Annotated in this window: 10 protein-coding genes; 8 read left to right on the top strand and 2 right to left on the bottom strand. The window is 73.7% G+C overall.

Going from position 1 to position 21263, the window contains the following annotated elements; genetic code table 11:
- Position 1 precedes the first annotated feature (1 nt).
- From Athai_RS15470 to Athai_RS15440, 7 genes are all read left to right on the top strand, one after another.
- Positions 2–4357 (top strand): WXG100-like domain-containing protein, encoded by a 4356-nt coding sequence (locus tag Athai_RS15470; protein WP_203962123.1) that lies wholly within the window; start codon positions 2–4, stop codon positions 4355–4357.
- Positions 4302–8600 (top strand): hypothetical protein, encoded by a 4299-nt coding sequence (locus Athai_RS15465; RefSeq protein WP_203962122.1) that lies wholly within the window; start codon positions 4302–4304, stop codon positions 8598–8600. Before Athai_RS15470 ends, Athai_RS15465 begins: the two co-directional genes overlap by 56 nt.
- Positions 8504–11815: a hypothetical protein gene (locus Athai_RS15460; RefSeq protein WP_203962121.1), complete on the top strand. Its 3312-nt coding sequence runs from the start codon at positions 8504–8506 to the stop codon at positions 11813–11815. Before Athai_RS15465 ends, Athai_RS15460 begins: the two co-directional genes overlap by 97 nt.
- A gap of 4143 nt (positions 11816–15958) precedes the next feature.
- Entirely contained in the window at positions 15959–16534 is a 576-nt protein-coding gene (locus Athai_RS15455) for a type VII secretion system-associated protein (RefSeq protein WP_338028143.1), read from the top strand.
- Positions 16531–17175: a type VII secretion system-associated protein gene (locus Athai_RS15450; RefSeq protein ID WP_203962119.1), complete on the top strand. Its 645-nt coding sequence runs from the start codon at positions 16531–16533 to the stop codon at positions 17173–17175. Before Athai_RS15455 ends, Athai_RS15450 begins: the two co-directional genes overlap by 4 nt.
- A 32-nt stretch (positions 17176–17207) precedes the next feature.
- Entirely contained in the window at positions 17208–17522 is a 315-nt protein-coding gene (locus tag Athai_RS15445) for a YrhB domain-containing protein (protein WP_203962118.1), read from the top strand.
- Positions 17519–18439 carry a GlcNAc-transferase family protein gene (locus tag Athai_RS15440; protein WP_203962117.1) on the top strand — a complete coding sequence of 307 codons (921 nt, stop codon included), beginning with the start codon at positions 17519–17521 and terminating at the stop codon, positions 18437–18439. Before Athai_RS15445 ends, Athai_RS15440 begins: the two co-directional genes overlap by 4 nt.
- Before the next feature lie 226 nt (positions 18440–18665).
- On the opposite strand, the gene Athai_RS15435 is transcribed toward Athai_RS15440, so the two are convergent.
- Positions 18666–19274, bottom strand: coding sequence for a TetR/AcrR family transcriptional regulator (locus Athai_RS15435; protein ID WP_203962116.1), 609 nt, complete (start codon positions 19272–19274; stop codon positions 18666–18668).
- Between the two features lie 83 nt (positions 19275–19357).
- Here Athai_RS15435 and Athai_RS15430 point away from each other — a divergent pair, with 83 nt between their 5' ends.
- Positions 19358–20119, top strand: a complete 762-nt coding sequence (locus tag Athai_RS15430) for an SDR family oxidoreductase (protein WP_203962115.1) — start codon at positions 19358–19360, stop codon at positions 20117–20119.
- A gap of 213 nt (positions 20120–20332) precedes the next feature.
- Here Athai_RS15430 and Athai_RS15425 read toward each other — a convergent pair whose 3' ends face one another.
- Complete coding sequence (locus Athai_RS15425; RefSeq protein ID WP_239156957.1) at positions 20333–21193, bottom strand: LLM class flavin-dependent oxidoreductase; 861 nt, start codon at positions 21191–21193, stop codon at positions 20333–20335.
- Positions 21194–21263 lie beyond the last annotated feature (70 nt).

Here is a 21263-nt window from a genome sequence, read left to right as displayed (position 1 = left end):
CATGTTCGACTTCCACATCCCCGACGATCCGAACTGGCAATGGGCGTACGACGCCATCCTGGTGACGGTGGGCGAGCAGTACCCCAAGGGTGACCCGTCCGAACTGCAGGCGCTGAGCCAGGAGTTGCAACAGTTCGCCGCCGACCTGGAAAGCACGGCGGCCAGCACGCAGACGGTCGGCAGCCAGCTCGACGGGGTGCTGCGCGGACCCGCCGCCATCGCCTTCGGCCAGTTCTACCCGATGATCATCCAGCAGATCCCGCAGGCCGCGGCGAAGGCACGGGCCGCGGCCGACGTCGCCAACCAGGCCAACCAGCAGATCGACTACGGGCAGACGCAGATCATCGTCGCCGCCTTCACCATCGTGCTGGAGATCGCGTCCGCGCTCGCCAGCGGGTTCGGCGCCTCCCTGGTACCGGGCCTGATCAAGGTCGGCCAGGAGATCGTCGAGGCGCTGCTCTCCCAGTTGCAGAGCCGCCTCGCCCAACTCGTCGCCCGGCTGGCGATGGAGGCCGCCGAGGAAGCCGTGCAGGAGGGCGCCGAGGCCGTGGCCGCCCAGGCCATCCAGATGATGAAGGACAACCGGCACGGCTTCGACTTCAACGACATCCTGCAGAACATGGGTGCCGGCGCGATGATCGGCGGCGTCGCCGGCGGCGTGCACCACGTCGGCGGCCACTACTTCCCGCACTTCTCGCACTCGACCCATGGCGGCGGCGCGCTCGGCGCGATCGGCGAGACGCTCGGCGAGTTCCTGTACTCGGCCGCGACCGGCAACCTCAACCAGTTCAACCCGTGGGCGACCGCGAGTTCGTCGATGTTCGAGCACTACGCCAGCCATGGCGCGAACAACGTCGGCCGGGGCATCTCCGGCGGGCCGACCCCGACTGCCGGCCCCACCGGCAACGACGCACCGGACCCGACCGGCCCCAGGGACCTCGGGCCCGATTCCCAGGTCGGCCCAGGGGGTACCGGTGGGCACGGCTCGGGCGGCGGCCCCGACAGCGCCGGCGGCGAGCCGATCCCCGGTGCCGGTTCCACCAGCGGCCCCGGTTCCGCCGGGGGTTCTGGTTCCACCAGCGCGTCCGGCGGCGGGCCGGTCTCCCATGGACCCGGGGCGAGCAGCGGTCCTGGTTCCGGTGGTGGTTCGGCCCCGAACGGCGGGCCCGGGACGAGTAGCGGGCCCGGTTCCGGCGGTGCGCCTGGGGAGAGCAGTGGGCCCGGTTCCGGCGGTGGTTCGGGCCCGAACAGTGGGCCTGGGGCCAGCAGCGGTCCCGGTTCCACTGGTGGGCCGGTCCCGAACAGTGGGCCTGGAGCGAGCAGCGGGCCCGGGGCTAGTAGCGGGCCTGGGGCCAGCAGCGGGCCCGGGGCCAGCAGCGGGCCCGGGGCCAACAGCGGACCCGGAGCCGACAGCGGGCCTGGTGCCAGGGGTGGGCCACCCCCCAGTGGGCCTGGGGGGAGCAGCGGGCCCGGTTCCGGCGGTGGGCCCGGGGGGAGCAGCGGACCCGGGGCGAGCAGCGGGCCGGGTGCCGGACCAGGCGCAAGCGGCGGCCCGAACTCGGCTGGGGGATCGGCTCCGGCGCCCGGATCGGGCAACGACCCGAGCATCACCGGTCCGGGGCCGGCCAGCGGGCCGAATGCTGCGGGGCCCGGGCCCGCCACGGGCCCGGGCGTACCCGGACCTACCACCGGGCCGGGCCCGAGCGGGGGTCCCGGGCAGCCCGCCGGCGGCCCTGCGCCCCAGCCGATCGCGGCCGGACCGGGCCCGGCGCCGGCGCCACCCGCACCGGTACCACCGGTGCAGCCGCCGGCTGCCACGGGAGGGTTGCCCGGCTTCGGTCCGGGCGATCCGGTCGCACCGGTGTCGACGCCACCACAGGCCGACCCGGCGGATTCGCAACCCGCACCGAACCCGGTGGTGGCGCCCCCAGTGGCGAGCGCCCCCACGCCGGTCGCTCCCGCCGCGCCGGGCGGCACACCGATCGTGGCACCACCTCCGGTCGGCAACGGGGAGCCCGCCGTTCCACCGGTAGGCGCGCCCACCAGCCCGCTGCCCGGTTCCAGCGATCCGGCCGGAACGCAGCCCGGCGACGTCGACGGGCCGTCCACCGGCGTGCCCGCGGGCGGCGGGCCGTCGACCAGGTCCGGCCCGAGCTCGGCCACGCCACTCGCCAACCCGGTGCAGAGCGGTCAGTCCGTCGGTTCGGGTCCGCCGCCGTCCGCGACCCGGGAGAGCTTCGGCGGCCCGAGCGATGCCGCACCACCGGCCGTCCACCAGGTGAGCCCCGGACCGGGTCCGCAGAGCATGCCGGTGCACGGTTCCCCGACACCGAACCAGTCGAGCCAACCGGCATCCGGTCAGCCGGCCGCGAGTTCGCCGACACCGCGTTCGCCCGCACCGGGTTCGGGCACGACCGCCCGCACGCCGACTCCGGCGGGAGCGACCCCCACCGGGTTGCCGGGGAACCAGTCGCCGGTACCCGCCGAGCCACCGAACACCGCCACGCCCAACAACCAGCCGAGTCTCCCGCCGGATACCACCGTGGACTCGCTCACCGAGGGCATGGCGAACCTGAGCCTGGATTCGCCGACTCCACCGACTCCGTCCATTCCGCCGACTCCGCCGACTTCTGATGCGGTGGATGCCGTCACCGACGGGATCGCCAACCTCGACCTGAACGCTCCGACGCCACCGACCTCCCAGGACCTCGATGCCGTCACTCAGGGCATGGCGAGCCTGAGCCTGGATTCGCCGACTCCGCCGGCTCCTGATGCGGTGGACGTCGTCACCGACGGGATCGCCAACCTCGACCTGAACGCTGCTACACCGCCAGGTACCAGCCAGGCGCCGCCCGGTGGCAACCACCGCCCGCCCGGCGGAAGCCAGAGCCCGGCCCGGCCCGGCCCCGGTGCGAGCAACACCCCGAGCTCGCCGCCCGCAACGGATGAGTCCAGCACCACGCTCGCGCCGCATACCGACGACGACATCGAGATGTCGGAGGCGCCACCGAGCGACGAGACATCGCCCGGGCCGTCGGCGCAGCGACCGGCCCCGACCGCCGCGCAGGGCCCGACGTCTCCGGCGCAGCAGACTCCACCGGTACCGCAGGCGCGGCCGGCGCCGCCCGCACCGGAACAGGCCGCTGCCCCGCAGCAGGGCCCGCCGCAGCAGGGCCCCGGACAGCAGGGCCCGCCGCAGCAGGGCCCCGTACCGCAGGGCCCCGGACCGCAGGGCCCCGTACCGCAGGGCCCCGCACCGCAGGGGCCATCGCAACAGCCGCAACCAACGCCGGCCACGCAGGACTCGACGCCGACGGCGATGCCGCCGCCGGCACCGACCGCGCCACCGAGCGCGCTCGGAACCCGGTTCGTCGACCTGTCCCATCAGGCGAGCCCGTCGCCCGGTGTCGACGCGAGCGCGCAGCAGCAGCGTGACGGGGCCCTCGTCCAACTGCTCGACCACGTTTCCGCCTCGCCGGGGCCGAACCTGCCGATGGTGGTGACGAACAATCCGGTCGGCACCGTCGACCACAGCGGTGACCTGGCCATCATCCGCGACACGCTGTTCCCGGACCTGGCCCGGATCAACCCGGTCAAGCTCGGTCAGCAGGACAACAACTGTCACCTGGCCGTGCAGCACACCGATCGGTTGCTGGACGGCCAGCCCGCCCAACCCACTCCGAAGGCGACGCCGCAGCCGCTGTCCGGACTGGAGCAGGCGATGGGCAAGACGTTCGGCCCACCGATCGACAACCTCACCGACACGATCGCCACGCTGAGCACGCTGCCGCCCGGCTCTCGCGGCATTCTCGGCTGGTCCTTCCCTCCCGGCACCAACGGTCAGTCGCGCGTCGGTCACCTCGTCAACGTGGTTCGCCTGCCCAGCGGTCATCTGGTGTTCGTGGACGGGCAGGCCGGCGATCTGGCTACGCTGCCCGGTCCGTCCGACAACCCGCGCTTCCACTTCATGCCCACGCACGTCCCGACCGCGGCCACGCCCCCGGTGGCTCGACCACGACGCCCGGCCCGGGCACGGCGTCGAACTCCACGCCGAACCCCGGTACCGGGTCGGCGCACTCCCCGACGGGCGGCTCGAACTCGACGCCCCACCCCGACGCCAACGCGGGACCGGCGACACCGACGCCGAACCCGAACCCGAACCCGGCCCCACAGCCAGCGTCACCGCTCCCGAACGACGGCAGTACCGCCGGCCCCGGCGGTCCGAGCACGACACCTCGAACCCCACCGCCTCGGAGGGCAACACGTCGCCGGCACCGACCTTCGGCGCGCCGTCCAGTTCCGTGGCCCCACCGACCTCGCAGCACTCCGACAGTTCCGAGGACGAGCAGGGCCCTGAGGAGCAGGGCCCTGAGGAGCAGGGCACCGAGGAGCAGGGCCCCGAGGAGCAGAGCCCGGACGAGCGGACCGATGGCGTCGAGAACCAGCAGGACGATCCGAACCAGGAGCACGAGGACGAGTCGGAGGACGACGGCAGCCCACCGGCGGACCTCCTGCAGCAGAACCCGCCGGACCCCGAGCAGGAGTACATCGAGAACAACGTTCCGGCGCTGGCCGACTGGGCGAGCGACGACAACGAGGCCGCCGCGTACCTGTGGATGACCGACCACGGCATGCTCTGGGGTGGGCCGGGGCAGTCGGGGTTGCCGCAGGGGCGAGCGTTCGTCGCCGCCTACTCCCAGTTGAACATCGACAACATGCGCGACCAGCTCGGCCCGCCGCAGCCCTGGCACGACGAGGTGCGGCAGCGGGTCGAGGCCGCGCTCAACGACCGGGAGCTGCACCACTACACCACCCAGGACCGGGCCGACACGATCCTGGGCCCGCACGGTGCCGGCGAGATGAAATCCAAGATCAAGCTTCAGCACGACGATCCGAGCGCGCCCCACAACACCGGTGGATTCGACACCGACGACCTGGCCAACGACGGATTCGTCTTCTTCTTCGTCGAGGGTAAGAACACCCCGTTTCGCAACACGCGCTTCGCCACCGGCGACAACAGCGGTCCGGCGCGCATCGCCGTGCCGATGGACCAGCTGACCGACAGCGGCTGGATCATGCTCAACGACTTCCTGGACCAGGAGTTCCCGACGATCCGGTCCGACCAGGACGGGAACCTGCTCTCGTACCGGAGGGACGACTGGACGGAGTTCTTCGGTCCGGACAACCGGCCGAACGCGCCGGAGGCCAAGATGGTCGACGCGCAGGACCAGATCCGGCAGCTGTGGCAGGATCACACCGACTTGGACGGCCGGGCGCAGGATCTCGCGGACGAGCTGTCGGCCACGGTGGGCGCCGGCAACGGGCCGCTGACTCCCGACGACGCCCAGCGCATCATCGACATGATCGAGCTGCGCAACGACATCCGGCAAACGTTCCAGGACGATGGAATCGCCGACCAGTACCAGCGGCTCGTGGACACCGTGACGCGCGAGTCGGCCCGGTCGAACACGTTCGACCAGCAGGTACGCCGGTTCCGGCGACACCCGGACGGGCCGTACGGGACCGGGCAGATGCAGCACATCGACGGCGCCGCGCAGACCCGGGACGAGGCCGAGTACACCGGCCGGACCTCCGACCACGACGAGCACCTGGGCAACAACATCCTGGCCGGGCCGCACATCGTTCCCGGCCTGGCCACCCGCGTCGCGTTGGACATCGCCCGGATCGAGGCGCAGGGCGGCAACGACGCCCTGGTCGACCGGTTGAAGAACATGTCCGGCGACGAGTTGGTGGACCGGCTGCTCAAGGACTTCATCCGCCCCCAGGCGATGATTCCGTGGTCGGTGCCGGTGACCACCGACAACGTCCAGCACCCGCCAGCGCCCCCGGCCCCGCCGACCACCAACGACGGGCAGCACCCGCCGGCCCCGGCCGCGCCCCAGGCCCCGCCGAGCAGCCCGCCACCCTCGACCCCACCGGGCCAGCCGTCGACCGGCGGGATGGCGCCGCCCGACGCGCCGGGCGACGGCGGCCCGATGGACACGTCGCCGGGCGGCACGCCACCGGTTGCGGCGTCCGAGCAGAACGCGGCCCCCGACGAAACGCAGCCTGACGGCTCGACGTCGAGCGGCCCGGCCGGGCAGCAGGCACCGTCGGAGGCGGCCACGACCCAGAACGCCGGGGTCACCGAGGAGACCCCGGAGCCGGTCTTCGGTGCTCAGCCCTCCGCCGGGGCTACCAAACAGGACCCGTTCGGACCGCCGCCCGGCTCGAGCGGGTTCACCGGCTCGCCGTCCATCGAGCGCCCGCCGGCACCGAACCCGCAGGTGCAGCATCCAGACCAGCAGCCATCCGGGCAGCAGGATCGATCTGCGAAGGCGTCCGAGCACTCCACACCCACGCCGCGGACCCCGACGGAAGGCCCTCGGCCCGCAGCGACCCAGCAGCACCAGGACGCCCAGCACGAGCAGCACGAGCAGCACCAGGACGCCCAGCACGAGCAGCACGAGCAGCACGAGCACGCCCAGCACGAGCAGCACGAGCACGCCCAGCACGAGCACGCGGAGCAGCAGCCCGAACAGTACGAGCAGCGCCAGGACGAGCAGCCCGGCCCTGTGCGGCATGACGAGCGGTACGACGAGAAGCGCGACGTCGAGGGACACGACGAGCTCCAGCACGATGGCCGGCAGCAGCGTGCCGGCCAGGACGATACCCATCAGCAGGCCGGCGAGCAGCAGAACGAGCAACAGGCGGGCGAGCAGCAGGACGAGGTCGAGCAGCAGCACGGCGAGCGGCAGGACGCTGCCGAGCGGCAGGACGCTGCCGAGCAGCAGGCCGCCGGCGATCGGCACGGCAGCGAGCAGGCTTCGCCCGGAGATCGACACGAGCCGCCGCGGCAGCCGCAGGAGGCCCCCACCGTCACCGCCGCCTCCAACATCGAGCAGCACCAGCACGAGCAGGGTGACGACGAGCAGACGGTCACGCCGGCGGAATCGATGGACCGGGTGGTCAGCGACGGCATTCCGGTGTACCTCGGCGGTGCCCGGGTCGCCGCCGAAGCGAGGAGCAACGGCCTGCCCGATGACGTCGCCGCGCGGGTCGAACGGCTGATCCGGGACCGGCCGCAGTACCTTGCCGGCTCCGGCTACACGGTGAGCATGCTCGGCAAGGACGGCAAGCAGTACGACCTCACCGTGGCGGTCCGGCCGCCGACCACCTGGACCGAGCACCCGGACCCGAAGCCCGACGGTGCGACGCCGCCGGCCGGCACCGTGCCGAATCCGGTGGCCGCGACGCCGAGCCGGCCCACGCAACGCCGACCGGCCCCGCCGGCCACGCCCGGCACCGAGTCGAAGAATCAGGGCACCCTGGCAAACACCTCGTGGTCGGTCGGCGCCACCAACGGCACCACCGGCTCCACCGCGACCACCGACCGTACCGAGGTGGCGGCCATCCTGCCGGTGGACGGTGCGCACGGCGTCTTCGCCCGCATCCGGTTGCGGCTGGGACGCAGCCGCGGTTTCACGTCGAGCCAGGGTTTCCAGACGACCAGCGGCTCCGCGGTGTCGCAGAGCAAGCTCGACCGTACGGTGGTGGGCGACGCGCACTTCCAGGTCAGTGCCACCGTTGCCGGCAGCACCACCCGGTTCGACACCACCGTCCCCGGCGGGGCGACGCTGCGCCTGCCGCCGAAGGAGACCTCGGACCGTCGGGTGCCGTCCCGGCTGCGGCTGCGCCTCCGCTCCTGGTCGGATGTCACCACGTTGGGTACCGACTGGACGGCGACCGACCCCAGCAGCCCGACCACCGTGCCGGCCAGCCCGGCGGAGCCCGCGACCAGGCCGGTCGACAACGCCCTGCAGCGAGCGATCGACGAGGTGCCGGACCCGGCCGCACGGCAGGCGCTGCGCGAGTTCGCCACCCCGGACCGGGTGGCCGCTCTCGGCCCCGACCTGCTGGCCGGCCCCGTGCAGGTGCCGGGAACCAGCTTCACGCTGTCGTTGCGGGCCACCGGCCGGGCCGGTTACGTGCGGCACGACCGGTCGACCGGTACCACGTCGACCCGATCGGTCGACGCCAAGAACACGTCCACCAACAAGGTGTCCAGTACCCGGGTGATCGGCGTCGCCGTCTCTCTCGGACCGAGCCTGACGGCGGGCCTGGCCAGGGTGCGGGCGGCCGTCGTCGGCGGGTTCACCCGCTCGTCGGAGCACGCGGTGACGGTCGGGGGCGACGCGACCAGCAGCGCGGCGCGGACCAACACCGCCACGGCCGTCTACCGGGCGCCGATCACCCTGACGTTGCACGACACCGCCGCGGGCACCAAGGTGGACGTTCCCGGACGGGGCTGGTTCCGGCTGCCCCAGTCGACCGCGCGCGAGCTGGCCGGGTGGCACAGCGACCGGGCCGGCGCCAACCGGCAGCTGGACCCCGCCCCGGGCGCGATCGCGCTGTCTCCCGGGATGCAGGTGACCGGGGTCCAGGGGCGTCGACGACCGGGCCGCAGCCGTTGCGGCGGTTCGCCGACCAGGTGGTCGGATCGGTGGCTAGCGAGTATCGGGGCCTGCTGGCCGACCCGGCGACCGGCGAGGGATCGCAACTGGCGCAACGAAACCTGGACACCCTGCGGACGGCGTTGAGCGAGGCGTCGTTGCTGGCCCAGATGGACCGGATCACCGGCAACGGGTTGCCCGTCCGGCTGGTGCGGCCGGGATTCTTCCGCCAGTCGACGGTGACGGTGATGGTTCGCGGTGACCTCACCGGGCCGACGTTCCTCGGCACCGACGCGCACCTCCAGGCCAAGAACGGCACCGCCGGCTCGGTGAAGCTCGATGGTGCCAGTTCGCGAACCAACCAGGGCGAACTCGGCCCCGAACTGGTGGCGAGCACCTCGTCGCCGGTCGGGCCGGTACGGCTGGCCGGCAGCGCGTCGGCGAAGATCTCGAAGGCCCGGACCGCGGCGTCCTCGTACGGGTCGAAGGCCGCCTCCGGACACACCAGCAGCAGCAACCGCCCCGCCCAGCAGTGGTCCGCCGACGTCGTACTGCGCGCCGACGCGCGCGCGAAACACCAGACCGCCCAGTGGTTGTTGGGCAGCCTGCCGGTGCTGGGTGCGGCGGCGGCGCGCGGCGACCGGGTGGCGGTACGGGGCGCGCGGCGCGAGCTCGGCAGCGTCCGCGGGACCGCGCGGATGACCGCGCCACCGGATGCGCCGAACCCGGTCTCGAAGAGCGCCGTCGCCGCGGACCCGCCGGTGTCGATCGATCCGGCCGACCCCACCCGGCACCGGTTGATCGACGGCAGGCTTCCGTTGCCGCGTCCCGGTAACGAGGGCAACCGGCGCTGGCTGTCCGAACCGTACGCGGTGGAGCAGGTGCTCGGCGCCGACCAGCTGGCCAGCAGCGCCGCGCGGGTCCTCGCGCAGGCGACCGGGCTGACCACCGACGAGCATCCGGCCAGCGCGATGGCGGAGGAGTTCACCCCGTCCCAGCTCGCCGGGAACCTGGGTCGGCAGCTCACCGGCGGCCGGGACGTGTCCGGGCTGCAGGGCAAGGGGGTGTTCACCGACCGGTTGGCGCGGGTGGTGGTCGAGAGCGAGATCGACCCGGCCAGCCTGCGACCGGTGGGACCGATCTCGACCACGCACGCGTTGGAGTCCGCCACCGAGCAGGAGACCAGCTTCGGTGATCCGGTGACCACGGTGACCGACCTGTCGGCCAGTACCGGACTGAGCGTCTTCGGACCCGCGCAGGGCAGCCCGGTGGTGGAGCGGGGGGCCGTCCAGGCCACGGCGGGCCGCAGCTGGTCCAACACCGTCGGTAGCTCGGCCGCGGTCACCGCGAAGAGCACCCGCTCGGTCACCGAGCCGACGATCGTGGTGCAGGGCGCGGTCACGCACCACCTGCACGCGGTGTCCGGCCGAACGGGGTGGCTGCCGCGGGTGCAGCACTGGGCGCGGCGGCTCGTCGGGGCCGGCCGTACCTCGGCTCGCTACGCGGGCGAGTCGGTCACCGTGCCCGACGGGGTACGGGTGCGGATCCCGGTGCGGGTCGCCCGCGAGCTCGGTCTGTTCGACCCGCCCGGCGCGGCCACCACCGCACCGGGGCAGTCGTCGCCCTCGGACCGGCCGGTAGCGCAGGAACCTTCGACGCCGGCCCCATCCACGGCACCGCAGGGGCCGGCCCCGCAGGAACGCTCCGGCTCGCCGCGATCGGCCCCGCAGCAACGCTCCGACTCGCAGCGATCGGCCCCGCAGGAACGCTCCGACTCGCCGCGATCGGCCCCGCAGCAACGCTCCGACTCGCAGCGATCGGCTCCGCAGGAACGCCCTGGCCCGCAGGGGACGGCCCCTCAGCAAGGCTCCGACTCGCAGCGGCAACCCGTTGTCCGGGACCAGCCGGCGCAGCCGGTTCCGGGCGACCCGACGGGTCCGGAGCCGAACCGGACGTCGCCGTGGCGCACGGACCCGAGCGACGGCCCGTTCTCGGGCGGGTTCGTCACCGGTCAGGTGCAGGGCGAGGAGCTGCTCGACTCGCTGCTGCGCGACGCCGCGACGAACGGCGTGCCCGGCCTGGACGATGCCGACGTCCGCGCGGACGTGAAAGCGAACCTGAGCCGCATCTCCGCTGCGCTGTCGGACACCGGCGTCGGTGGCTTCGCCGCCACCATGGCACGGCACGGACTGTCGCTGCGGATGGACCGCTCCGGCTTCTGGCGGCTCGGCGCGGGTCGCGTCACGCTGTCCGTGGAGTCGGTGGGAGCCGACGCGGAACTGGTCGAGCTGCTGCCCGCGGTGAAGCTGTCCGAGAAGCTGACGGTGAGCAGCAAGGACGAGTCGTCCCGGCAGCAGACGACCAGCGCCGGAGTCGGCTCCGACGCGATCACCACGGCGATCACCGGTGACGGCAGGCCGTGGGTGTCCGGCGGCACCAGCGGGACCAGCGGAACCGCTGCCGCCGGCCACGGCGGGTCGGAGACCACGACGAGGCAACAGGAGCTGAGCCTCGGCACGGACGAGCCGGTGGCGCGGTTCCGGCACCGGATCAGGGCGCGGGCGACCGTGCGGATGGCAGACGGCACCTCCTTCAGTACCACCGGCCCGACCACCGAGGTGCACGAGGACGTTCCGCTGAGCCTGACCCGGCTCGACCAGCCGGAGGACGCGGCGGCGGCCACCCACGTCGGCCAGCCCGGCGATGACCGCTCTGGGACGACCGGCACTGCGGGGACGACCGGCACTGCGGGGACGACCGGCACTGCGGGGACGACCGGCACTGCGGGGACGACCGGCACTGCGGGGACGACCAGCCCGGCCGATGCCGCATCGGTGGAGTTGAATCCGAGTTCGCGGCTGCCGCAGGGGACCGGGCTCAGCGGCCACACGTTCCCGCAACGGGTGCACGGCGTACCCGAGATCCGGTCCGGTGCGGAGCAGGCGGTACGCGCGCTCGGCCCGGACACCGGTACGAAGGTCGACCCGAAGTCCCGGGCCGATCTGCTCGGCCCCGGCAGTCCGGGCGCAGCGATGCTGGACAACGCGTTGAGCGAGAACGTCCTGCGCGGCAACACGCCAGGGCTGTCGAGCAACGCCTCGGCGCTCAGTGTGACGCTGCGCGGTCGGCATCCGGTACAGCTGCGGACGCAGCTGTACCTGCACACCGACGGGGCGCGGCTGTTGCGGGTCGGCGGTGGGCGCACCCTGGGCAATCCGAGCCGGGGCCGGCCCCGGACTCGAACCGGCCGGAGACCATCGCGTCCGACCGGAACGCCAACACCCGGTCCGACGCCTCGCAGGGTGCCGGTGAGACGACCTCGCAACGCCTCGAACCGACGCCCGACGGCGCGGTGCCGATGACCTTCTCCCCCCACCTGTCGATTCCACTGGGTACGAACGGCCGTACCGACGGCGCGCAGACCGCGCACGACACCAGCGCCGGGATCGACCTGACCGAGGACAACGGCCGCGCGCTGCTGATCCGGATCCCGGCGACGTGGAGACACACCGCGACGCGGCTCGGCGCGAAGCCCGGCGCTCCGTCGTCGGTGGCCGACGTGCATTCCACCGTGGACGTGTGGATGTCCGAAGCGGAGGCGCTGTCGGCGGGGCTGATCACCGCGGACAGTTTCACCCCCTCCGTGTCGAGGGCCTGGGACCAGGTCGATCAAGCGGTCGAGCACTGGACCAAGGCCGCAACGCGACAGCAGGAACTGCGCGGCCGGGCCGACTCGCTCGCCCACGAGCGGCAGCACGCGGCACCGGACGAGCTGGCCGGCGTCGATGCCCGCATCGCGCAGCACGCCAGCGAACTCGATCGCGCGCAGGCCCGGGTCACCGCCCTGGCCGCGCAGCTGGTCTCGGCGCGGCGGGCCGCCGAGGCGCAGACCAGCTGGGACGCGACGCCGGCGGCCGACCGGGCCGGTGACCCACCGGCCGAGTTCACCGCCACCGACCACGACCCCGAGCCCACCGCGCCGCGCTACTCGACGGTGGCCGAGGCCCTCGTCGATCCGGCCGGCCGGCCGGTCCGGCAGTTCGGTGACTGGCCGGCACGCGACTCCCAGCTCGCGGCGCTCGGTTACGCGCTGCACGACCACACCGGGCTCGATCCGGCCGCGCTGCGGGAGCGCCTCGCGGTGCGGCTCGGCTCCGATCCGCGCCTGCGGGACTTCACCGCACCGGACCCGAGCGAGCGCTTCGACCGCGCCGAGTTGCACCGCGCCGGGGTCGAGTGGGACGAGCTGCGGTGGGACGAGTACAACGACACCCGGTTGCTGCCCGACCTTCCGGACGATCCGGCCCTCGCCCCCGACGTCCGGTCCGCGCTCGCCGCCTCGTCGCTGCGCCGGGGCGCCGTCGATCCCGGCGCCGGTACCGGTGGCGACCTGGTGATCGCGGCGGCGGTCGACGAGTTCGGCGTCCCGATCCGGGTGGTGCGAGTGGACGGTGGCTACCAGGACTTCACACCCGGCGGTACCGGGCCGGTCGGCGAGACGCCGCCGGTGGTGCTGCATCTCGACGGCGACGGCAGGTACACGGTGCTCCGCCCGGACGAGCCGGGCGCCGAGCCGCCGACACCCCGCACTCGCCCGGCCGAGCAGCCCACCACCACGACCACGGGCGGCACCGAGCCGGCGACCGGCGTCCAACAGAAGACCGAGACCTCCGGCGCGGAGACCACGAGCGCGGAGATCAGCAACGCGGAGATCAGCAGCGCGGGGGCCAGCAGCGCGGAGGTCGCCGGCGCCGAGGAGGCGAGTGCCGAGGAGGCGAGTGCCGAGGGCACCAGTACCGAGACCACTGCCCCGGATCCCGCCCGCCCGGCCACGGCCGGAACCAGCGACACCCGGGCGGCGGCCGGGTCGCCATCCCGGCGCTCCGGGGCAGAAGCGGCGAGCGGTCCGGTTGCGTCCGCGCCGAGACCGCGGCCGGTACCGCCGGGCGCCGGCGCACCCATCACCGCCGGCCAGCAGCGGTATCTGTCCGAGCACGACCTGTCGGTTCGTGACGTGCCGGCCGACGGCGACTGCTGGTACAACTCGGTGATCGTCGCCGCGCAGAATGCGGTGCGGGCGGGTGCGGCCGATCCGAGGCTGACCCGGATCGCGTCGTCGAGTGCGACCGAACTGCGGAACCGGATCGCGGACGCGCTCGACGCCGATCACGGCTGGTTCGAGGGGCATGCACCGGTCCTGCGGGCGCTCGATCCGGACCTGACACCGGCGACGCTGACCGCGGCGATCCGCACCCCGGGGCGGTGGAACGACGATGCGTCGGACGTGGCCTTCGAGCAGGCCGTCGGGCTGCTCGGAATACGGGTCACCACGGTGTTCGCGAACGGGGGCAGTACCTCCTTCGGCGACCCGGCCGGGCCCGCGCTCGTGCTGGTGCAGAACGGCAACCACTACCAGGCTGCGCTGCCGAACGGTTCCGAGCCCGTCGCACGGCCGGCGACCACGCCCGGGGCCGGGTTGTTCGGCGCCGCCGAGGGCGGTCGGGCCGAGTCGCTGTTCCCCGGGCGGAACCAGCGCACCGAGCCCGCACCACCGCGGGCCACCGCGCCCCGGCCGGTACACCACACGCCGCAGGCGACCCCGGCTCCGCAGCCGCACCAGGCACGGCAGGCGCCCCCGGCTCCGCAGGCGCATCGGGCAACTCAGGCGCCCCCGCCGCCGGCGAGCCTGGCGCACGATCCGAACACCGACACCAACGAGGCCTTCCGCACGCTGGTCGACGACGCCACGGATGCCTCGTTGTCTCCTCGGGCCTATGAGGACTTCGTCGCCGACAGCGTGCGGGACAACCGGCCGCTCGGGTACGTGGTGAACCTGATCGCACCGATCGACGCGCACCCGCGGCTCGGCGCCACCATCGAGGCGATCACCGCGGGGATGCGGGCCCATCAGGGGCGGGTGGCGTTCGTGGTCGGCTTCAACCGGCCGACGCACCGCGGCCCGGACGCCGGGAAGCAGCAGGAGATCCGGCAGCAGCTTGCCCAGCTGCCGGTGCCGGTCGCGGTGGTGTGGGACGCCTGGACACCGAGCAAGGGCGAGTTCGGTGCGCCGGGCACGATGCGCAACAACGTGCTGCACAGTCAACCGACCCGGCGGGCGTTGCATGCGCTGATGGCCCGCGGTCACCACCCCTACCTGTCCGTTCAGGACTTCGACACCGGCTCGCGCACGGTGCCGTCCGGCGCGCACGTGTTCGAGCACTTCGAGAACCTGTTGCGATACCAGGACTCCGACGACGTCGAGCGTCCGCTGATGTTCGCGGGCGGCTACCGGGCGCCGGACCGGCCCGCGGAGATCGACGCCTTGATGGCCGAGTACGCGCGGCTGCACGGGTCGAGGCTGAACGCGGCCGGTCTGGCCGAGGTACGCGCAGAGGTGGCCCGCGACATGCGGGAACGTGACGCACAGGCCCGGCTGCACCCCCTGCTGCCGTACGCGCCGGAGCCGAACCTGTTCCTCGACGGCCCGGCGGCGCTGCTGACCGACCCGGTGGACCCGGACCGGTGGTGGCTGGAGTTCGGCCCGGGCCAGTCCGAGTTCAGCGCATTGGGTGAGCGGCTCAACGAACTGCATGCCTGGGAGCTGGAACAGCATCACCAGGCGGTGCTGCCGGACGGCGCCGAGCAGGCCGGGCCGGAGTGGGACGAGGTCGTGACCCGGTTGCAGATCGACGCGGAGAACGGTCGGCTGCCGCAGCGGCAGAGCCGGGCGTTCGTGCTGGACTTCGAGGCCGGCGCCGTCGTGACCGACCTGGCCCGGCTGATCGGGAAGGTACCCGGCTCCTCGCCCGAACGGCATCAGAGCTGGTTGAAGCAGAACCACATCAACCTGACGATCCTGCGCAGCCGGTACTTCCAGCGCCTGAGATCCTCGGGTACGTCTCTCGCCGAGGTCCGGAACGACGCCCTGACCAGCGGCGTCATCGACGATCCCCGGATGCCGAGGTACCCGCACGAGCCCGGGCCGCCGGGCGACCCGCAGCAGCTGGCCGACGACCGGCGGCGACGGGAGCGGCGCGAGCAGCGCCTGGGCAGCTCGTCCGAGGTGGAGCTCAACCCGGCGATCAGTACGCCGATTCGCGGCCGCTTCGCCGGTGCCGGCATCCGCGCCGGCGTCAGCTCCAGGCACAAGGTGGACGTCGCGTACGAGCTGGCGTTGGCGGTGAGCACCCTGCGGCAGGCGCGGCGTGCGGCGCTGGTCTCGGCCGACCGGCAGCGTCGCGGCCGGGTACCCCTGGCCACCGCGCACGGTGCGGTCGGGATGGCGTTTCCCCGGCTGGCGACGCCGCCCGACGAGCAGCCGACGGAGGCGCCGGGGCCGATCGGCGCGGGCGGCGTACCGGCCGGCGACGGGGTGGATCGCACCGGACCGGGCCTGCCGAACCCGGGTCTGCCACGACGTACGCTGCTCAAGCGCGGCCGGCCGGTCGGCGCGGGGTTCGACCGCGACGCCGTGCACAAGCGCCGGCGCTCGGGGGAGGCGCGACATGAGCGAGGTGACCCTGCTCGGTCCTGGCGACGAACCGGTGGCGATGCCCGTCGACCTGGTGGCCGCCGCGACGCCGGACAAGCCGCTGCGGCTGGTCGACCCGTACTGGGACGGCTCGGGCCCGGTGCCCGAGTGGGCGGTCGTCGGGCAGTGGCCGTGCGCCACCGCGGGTCGGCCGGGTGCGTTCGAGGCCAATCCCGGTCACCGACCATCGCCGTGGTCGCTGGGTTGGCCGGAGCCGACCGACCCGGTGGACGCCGCGGCCTACCGGCTCGCCACCGAGTACGGCGACCTGGACGCCCTGCTCGGGGCGCTGGCCGCGGCGCAGGTGGCGGTCCTGGTCGACGCGTGGGGTGAGCCGGTACGGGCGATCGATCCGGAGGGCGGCCCGGTCGTGCCGGTCTTCACCGCCGAGGACCAGGCGGCGGCCGTCTCCGGCCTGGGCACGGTGGTGTGCGCGGTGCGCGAGCTGGTGCCCCGGCTGCCCGACGGGCACGATCTGCTCCTCAACCCGGCCGGCGCGGCGACCACCAGGGTCCCGGCCGACGCCCTGGTGGGGGTGCTGGGACGGTGAGCGCGGAGGGCGCGGAGGGCGCGGTGAGCGCGGAGGGCGCGGAAGGCGTGGAAGGCGCGGAGTGCGTGTTGCTGGTCGACCCCGACCGGGCGGCGGGGCCGGCGGACGCCGTCCCGGCGACCGAGGCCGTGCTCGGCGCCTGGCCGGTCGGCCCGGACGGCGAACTGGCGGGGTGGCGCCCCAATCCCGGCTTTCGGCCGCTGTCGGCCGAGCCGACCACCGATCCGCTGGACGCACTGTTCCGGCTGGCGGTGGCCGAGGCGGCGACCGCCGAACAGATTCAGGTGGTGTTGCGCGACACCGCCCTGGAACTGGCCCTGGACGCGGCCGGCCGACCGTTGATCGCCCGCTCGCCCGACGAACTGGACTGTGTGGTCGTTGCGACGAGCGCCGCGCACCGGCAGCAGGCCGGGGCGGTGAGCTGGCGACGGGTCGACCCGATGGAACTGGTCACGTTGTTGCCCGACCGCATCGACGTGCTGTTCAACCCGGCATCCCCGGTGGCGTTCCGGTTGGCCGGCGACTTCGTGCGCGACACGGTGCTGATGAGCGACGAGGAGATCGCCGCCGGCCATCGGGCGATCCGGGCGGCGTTCCCGGTCGGTAGGCTCGCGGCGGCGTGGCCGGCGGGGGCCCGGTGACGGGCCCGGATTCGAGCACGGAAGGCGGAGTGATGGACGCCGAGCAGGCCCGGGCCTGTGCCCAGGCGCGACTCGACCAGTTGCAGGACCCGGCGGCGCCGCTGCGGCTGTCCGAGGCGCCGCCGACCGGCTACCGGTGGTGCTGGGCCTTCACCTACAACACGGTGGCGTGGTACGAGACGGGCGTGTTCCGCGACGCGGTCGTGGTCGGCCCGCTGGTGGTCGACCAGGATGGTGAGGTCTGGCAGGCACCGTCCGCGCCGCCGCTGGAGCGCTGGCTCAACGAGCATGCCCGCCAGCGCGGGTTCCCGGAGATCCCGACGCCGCCGCCGGCGAGCCTGTGGTGAGCATCTTCGTGTCCGTCGCGTCCTATCGCGACCCCGAGCTGGTGCCGACCGTCCTGGACTGCCTGGCCAAGGCGGCCGCCCCGGACGAGCTGCGCATCGTGGTCAACTGGCAGCACCGGGGCGACGAGGACGTGTCGGCCCTGCGCGGCGACGAGCGGGTCACGATCCTCGACTTCGACGCCCGCGAGAGCCGGGGGGCCTGCTGGGCGCGCGCCAGGATCCAGCAGCACTACGTCGACTCCGACTGGTACCTGCAGGTCGACAGCCACACCCGCTTCGCCCCGGGCTGGGACGAACGGCTGGTCGCGATCGCGGCACAGACCGGCGCCGCGAAGCCGATCGTCACCGCCTACCCCGCCGCCTACGACCCGGCGCGGGAACTCGACGGCGCGACCCAGCCCACCGCGATCGTGCTGGCCGGCTGGACCGAGGACGGCCTGCCCGAGGTCGGCCAGGTCTTCCTGGCGGCCGACCCGCAGTCACCCAAGCCCGTACGGGCCCGGTTCCTTGCTGCCGGCTTCCTGTTCGCGCCGGGCTCGTTCGTCCGCGAGGTCCGCTACGACGAGAAGATCTACTTCATGGGTGAGGAGATCAACCTCGCCACCCGCGCGTTCACCCACGGATACGACCTGTTCCACCCGGGCGAGATCCTCGCGTGGCACTACTACATCCGTGCGGACCAGCCACACCACTGGGACGACCACGCCGGCGCCGACGAACCCTGGTACGAGCTGGACCGGGCCGGCCGGCGGCGGGTGCGCACCTTGCTGACCTGGCCGATGTTCGGCGAGCTGGCCGCGGGGGAGGAGCGGACGATGGCCGACTACCAGGCGTACGCGGGCATCGACTTCCAGCGGCGCACCGCTGCGGAGGCGGCCAGGCTCGGCACCGAGCCACCCGCTCCCGCGCTGCGCTGACGCAATCGGCCCGGCGGCGCACCGATCGGGTACCGACCGGGCGGGCGGTGTGCCTGACGCGTCGTCGGCGCCGCGCCGAGCCTGCGCCGACGACGCTGCCGCGGCGTCGGCAGAGTACCGCGGAGCCAGGTGAGGCGCCGCAGCAGTCGGCAAGCCGCCGCAACCGCAGCCGCCGCAACCGCAGCCGCAGGGTGCCGGGGCGCGCGGCGGGCTGTCGACGCCGCGGTCAGCGGGTTGGCTCGGCGGGGAGCGCGGCGAGGGCGAGATCGGCGATGGCGTGCAGTTCGGCGGTGCTGGCGCGATCCCGGGCCCGTTGCGACATGCCCTCGACCACGGCGGCGAAGAACCCGGCGAGCGCGGCCGGATCGGTGTCGGCAGGCAGCTCGCCGCGGCGCATGGCGGCGGCGAACCGTCCGGTGAACACGTCCAGGTTGGCGGACCGCCGGCGGCGCAGGCTCTCGGCTACCTCCGGGTTGTCCGGCCCGCACGAGTTCGCGGCGGTGATGACGAGGCAGCCGCGGGGTTGGCCGGGGGCCGTGTAGGCATCGGCCAGAGCGTGCAGCATCGACCGGAACGCCGGGCGCACCTGCTCAGCCGAATCCAGCGCGCGCTGCAGCACCGCGCCCTCGTTCGCCCCGTAGGTCTCGACGACCTCCTCGAACAGCCCGCGCTTGTCGCCGAAGGCCGCGTACAGGCTGGGCGGCCTGATGCCCATCGCCGTGGTCAGCGCGGCGATCGAGGTCGCCTCGTACCCGTGCTCCCAGAACAGTCGCTGGGCGGCGGCGAGTGCCGCGCTGCGATCGAAGCTGCGCGGACGCCCCTTCGTGGTGGCCATGCCGGCAGTCTATAGCGATCGCTAAATAATCTGCTACGGTGCAGTCGCCATAGTGATCGCTACAGAATTGGAACGGATGCGACATGAGCATGCTGACGGGCAAGACCGCGCTGGTTACCGGGGCGAGCCGGGGCATCGGGCGGGCCATCGCGGAGCGCCTCGCGGCCGACGGCGCGATCGTGGCCGTGCACTATCACCGCAGCGCGGGTGCCGCCGACGAGGTGGTGGCCGGGATCCGGGAGCGCGGCGGCGCCGCGTTCGGCGTCCGCGCCGAACTGGGCGTACCTGGTGACGTCGACACGCTGCTCGCGGCCTTCGACACCGGGATCACCGAGTACGACCGGCGTGGTGGCCTGGACATCCTCGTCAACAACGCGGCCATCGGCACCAGCGACGATCTCGCCGGACTGACCCCGGCGGGCTTCGACGCGCTGTTCGCGGTCAACGTGAAGGCGCCGATGTTCCTGGTCCAGCAGGCGTTGCCGCGGCTGCGGGACGGCGGCCGGATCGTCAACATCTCGTCGGGTGTCACCCGGATCGCGCTGCCCGACATCATCGGGTACGCGGCGACGAAGGGTGCGGTGGAAGCGTTCAGCCGTAACCTGGCCAAGCAGCTCGGCCCGCGCGCGATCACCGTGAACGCGGTGTCGCCCGGCATCGTCGAGACCGACGTCAACCCCTGGTTGGCCGACCCCGAGCGCGCCCGGTGGGCGGCGGACTTCTCCGCGTTCGGCCGGGTCGGTCAGCCCGGCGACATCGCCGACGTGGTCGCGTTCGTGGTCGGCGACGACGCGCGCTGGGTGACCGGGCAGGTCCTCGATGCCACCGGCGGATCGGCCCTCTGAGCCGGCGTGCAGAACCGTCCCGCGCGCCGGCCCGACGTACGGCCTGGGCAGGTGGCGCGGGTGTGCGCGGCGGGGGAGGTGGTCGCCTCGGCGACCCGGCACGGGCGGGTGGAGCGTGCGGCTCGGCGGCCAGCGGTAAGAGGCGGTCACGCTCGACCAGGTGCTCTCGATGGGGCCGCGAGCGGGGTCGCCGACCGAGCGGCGCCAGCAGCGTCAGCGGCCGAGGGCGGCGAGCAGGGCGCGTACCTCGGCGATCGGATCGGCGGTGAACGGCCGGACCGCGACGGTCCCGGCGCCGGCATCCCAGAGCTGCCGGACCCGGTCGGCGGCCGTGGCCGGGTCGCCGGCCGCCGAGTGCATCGCGTCGGGCGCTACGCCGAGCCACCGCGCCTGGTCGGTCACCATCTCGGTGAAGGCGGGCGCGTCGGTGTCCAGCGACAGGTAGGTGAAGACGGTCAGCTCGTGCGGTGCCGTCGCATCGATCCGCGCCAGCGCGGCGGTGACCCCGGCCGGGCCGATGCCCTCCGGCAGGATCGTGCCGTCGGCGACCCGGCCGGCGAGCGCCAGCGAGCGTGGCCCGACGACGCCGGCGACGACCGGCGGCACGACGGACGGCGGGTGCACCAGCGTCACCCCGTCGACATGGATCACCTCGCCGCGCAGGGTGAGCGTCTCGCCGCGCAGCAGCGTCTGCACCGCGGTGATGGTCTCGCCCAGCAGCGCCAGCTTGTGCGGGGTGCCGGCGCCGACCTGGTCCATCCAGCCCGGTACGCCGTGGCCGATGCCGGCGATCAGCCGCCCTGGGTGGACGCGGGCGAGGGTGGCCAGCTCCATCGCGAGCAACACCGGGTTGCGCAGCGGTGCCGGTGCGATGCCCAGGCCCACCCGCAGCCGCTCGCTGGCGCCCAACGCGATCGCCGCCGAGGTCACGCCACCGGCCCAGCTCAGGTCCTCGACCACCCACAGGTCGTCGACGGGCAGCTCGTCCAGCGCGCGGGCGAAGGCGGGCAGGCCCTCCGGGGCACGGTCCCGGTCGTACATGACGCCCAGCCGGCGCCGGCTGCTTTCGCTCACCGTGCGACCGTAGCAACCGGCTCCGACATCCGGTGCTGCCGTGCCGGTGCCGTGGCCGGCCGACCGGGCC

The sequence above is a fragment of the Actinocatenispora thailandica genome (genome assembly GCF_016865425.1).
GTDB classification, from domain to species: Bacteria; Actinomycetota; Actinomycetes; order Mycobacteriales; family Micromonosporaceae; genus Actinocatenispora; species Actinocatenispora thailandica.
The sequence above is the reverse complement of the archived record's forward strand: the minus strand, read 5'-3'. Positions and strand labels throughout refer to the sequence as shown.

What these genes read in the sequence shown, in the direction of transcription:
- Athai_RS15470 (WP_203962123.1), top strand. Translation starts at nt 2, where the DNA reads ATGTTCGACTTCCACATCCCCGACGATCCGAACTGGCAATGGGCGTAC.
- Athai_RS15455 (WP_338028143.1), top strand. Translation starts at nt 15,959, where the DNA reads ATGAGCGAGGTGACCCTGCTCGGTCCTGGCGACGAACCGGTGGCGATG.
- Athai_RS15445 (WP_203962118.1), top strand. Translation starts at nt 17,208, where the DNA reads ATGGACGCCGAGCAGGCCCGGGCCTGTGCCCAGGCGCGACTCGACCAG.
- Athai_RS15435 (WP_203962116.1), bottom strand. Translation starts at nt 19,274, where the DNA reads ATGGCCACCACGAAGGGGCGTCCGCGCAGCTTCGATCGCAGCGCGGCA.
- Athai_RS15430 (WP_203962115.1), top strand. Translation starts at nt 19,358, where the DNA reads ATGAGCATGCTGACGGGCAAGACCGCGCTGGTTACCGGGGCGAGCCGG.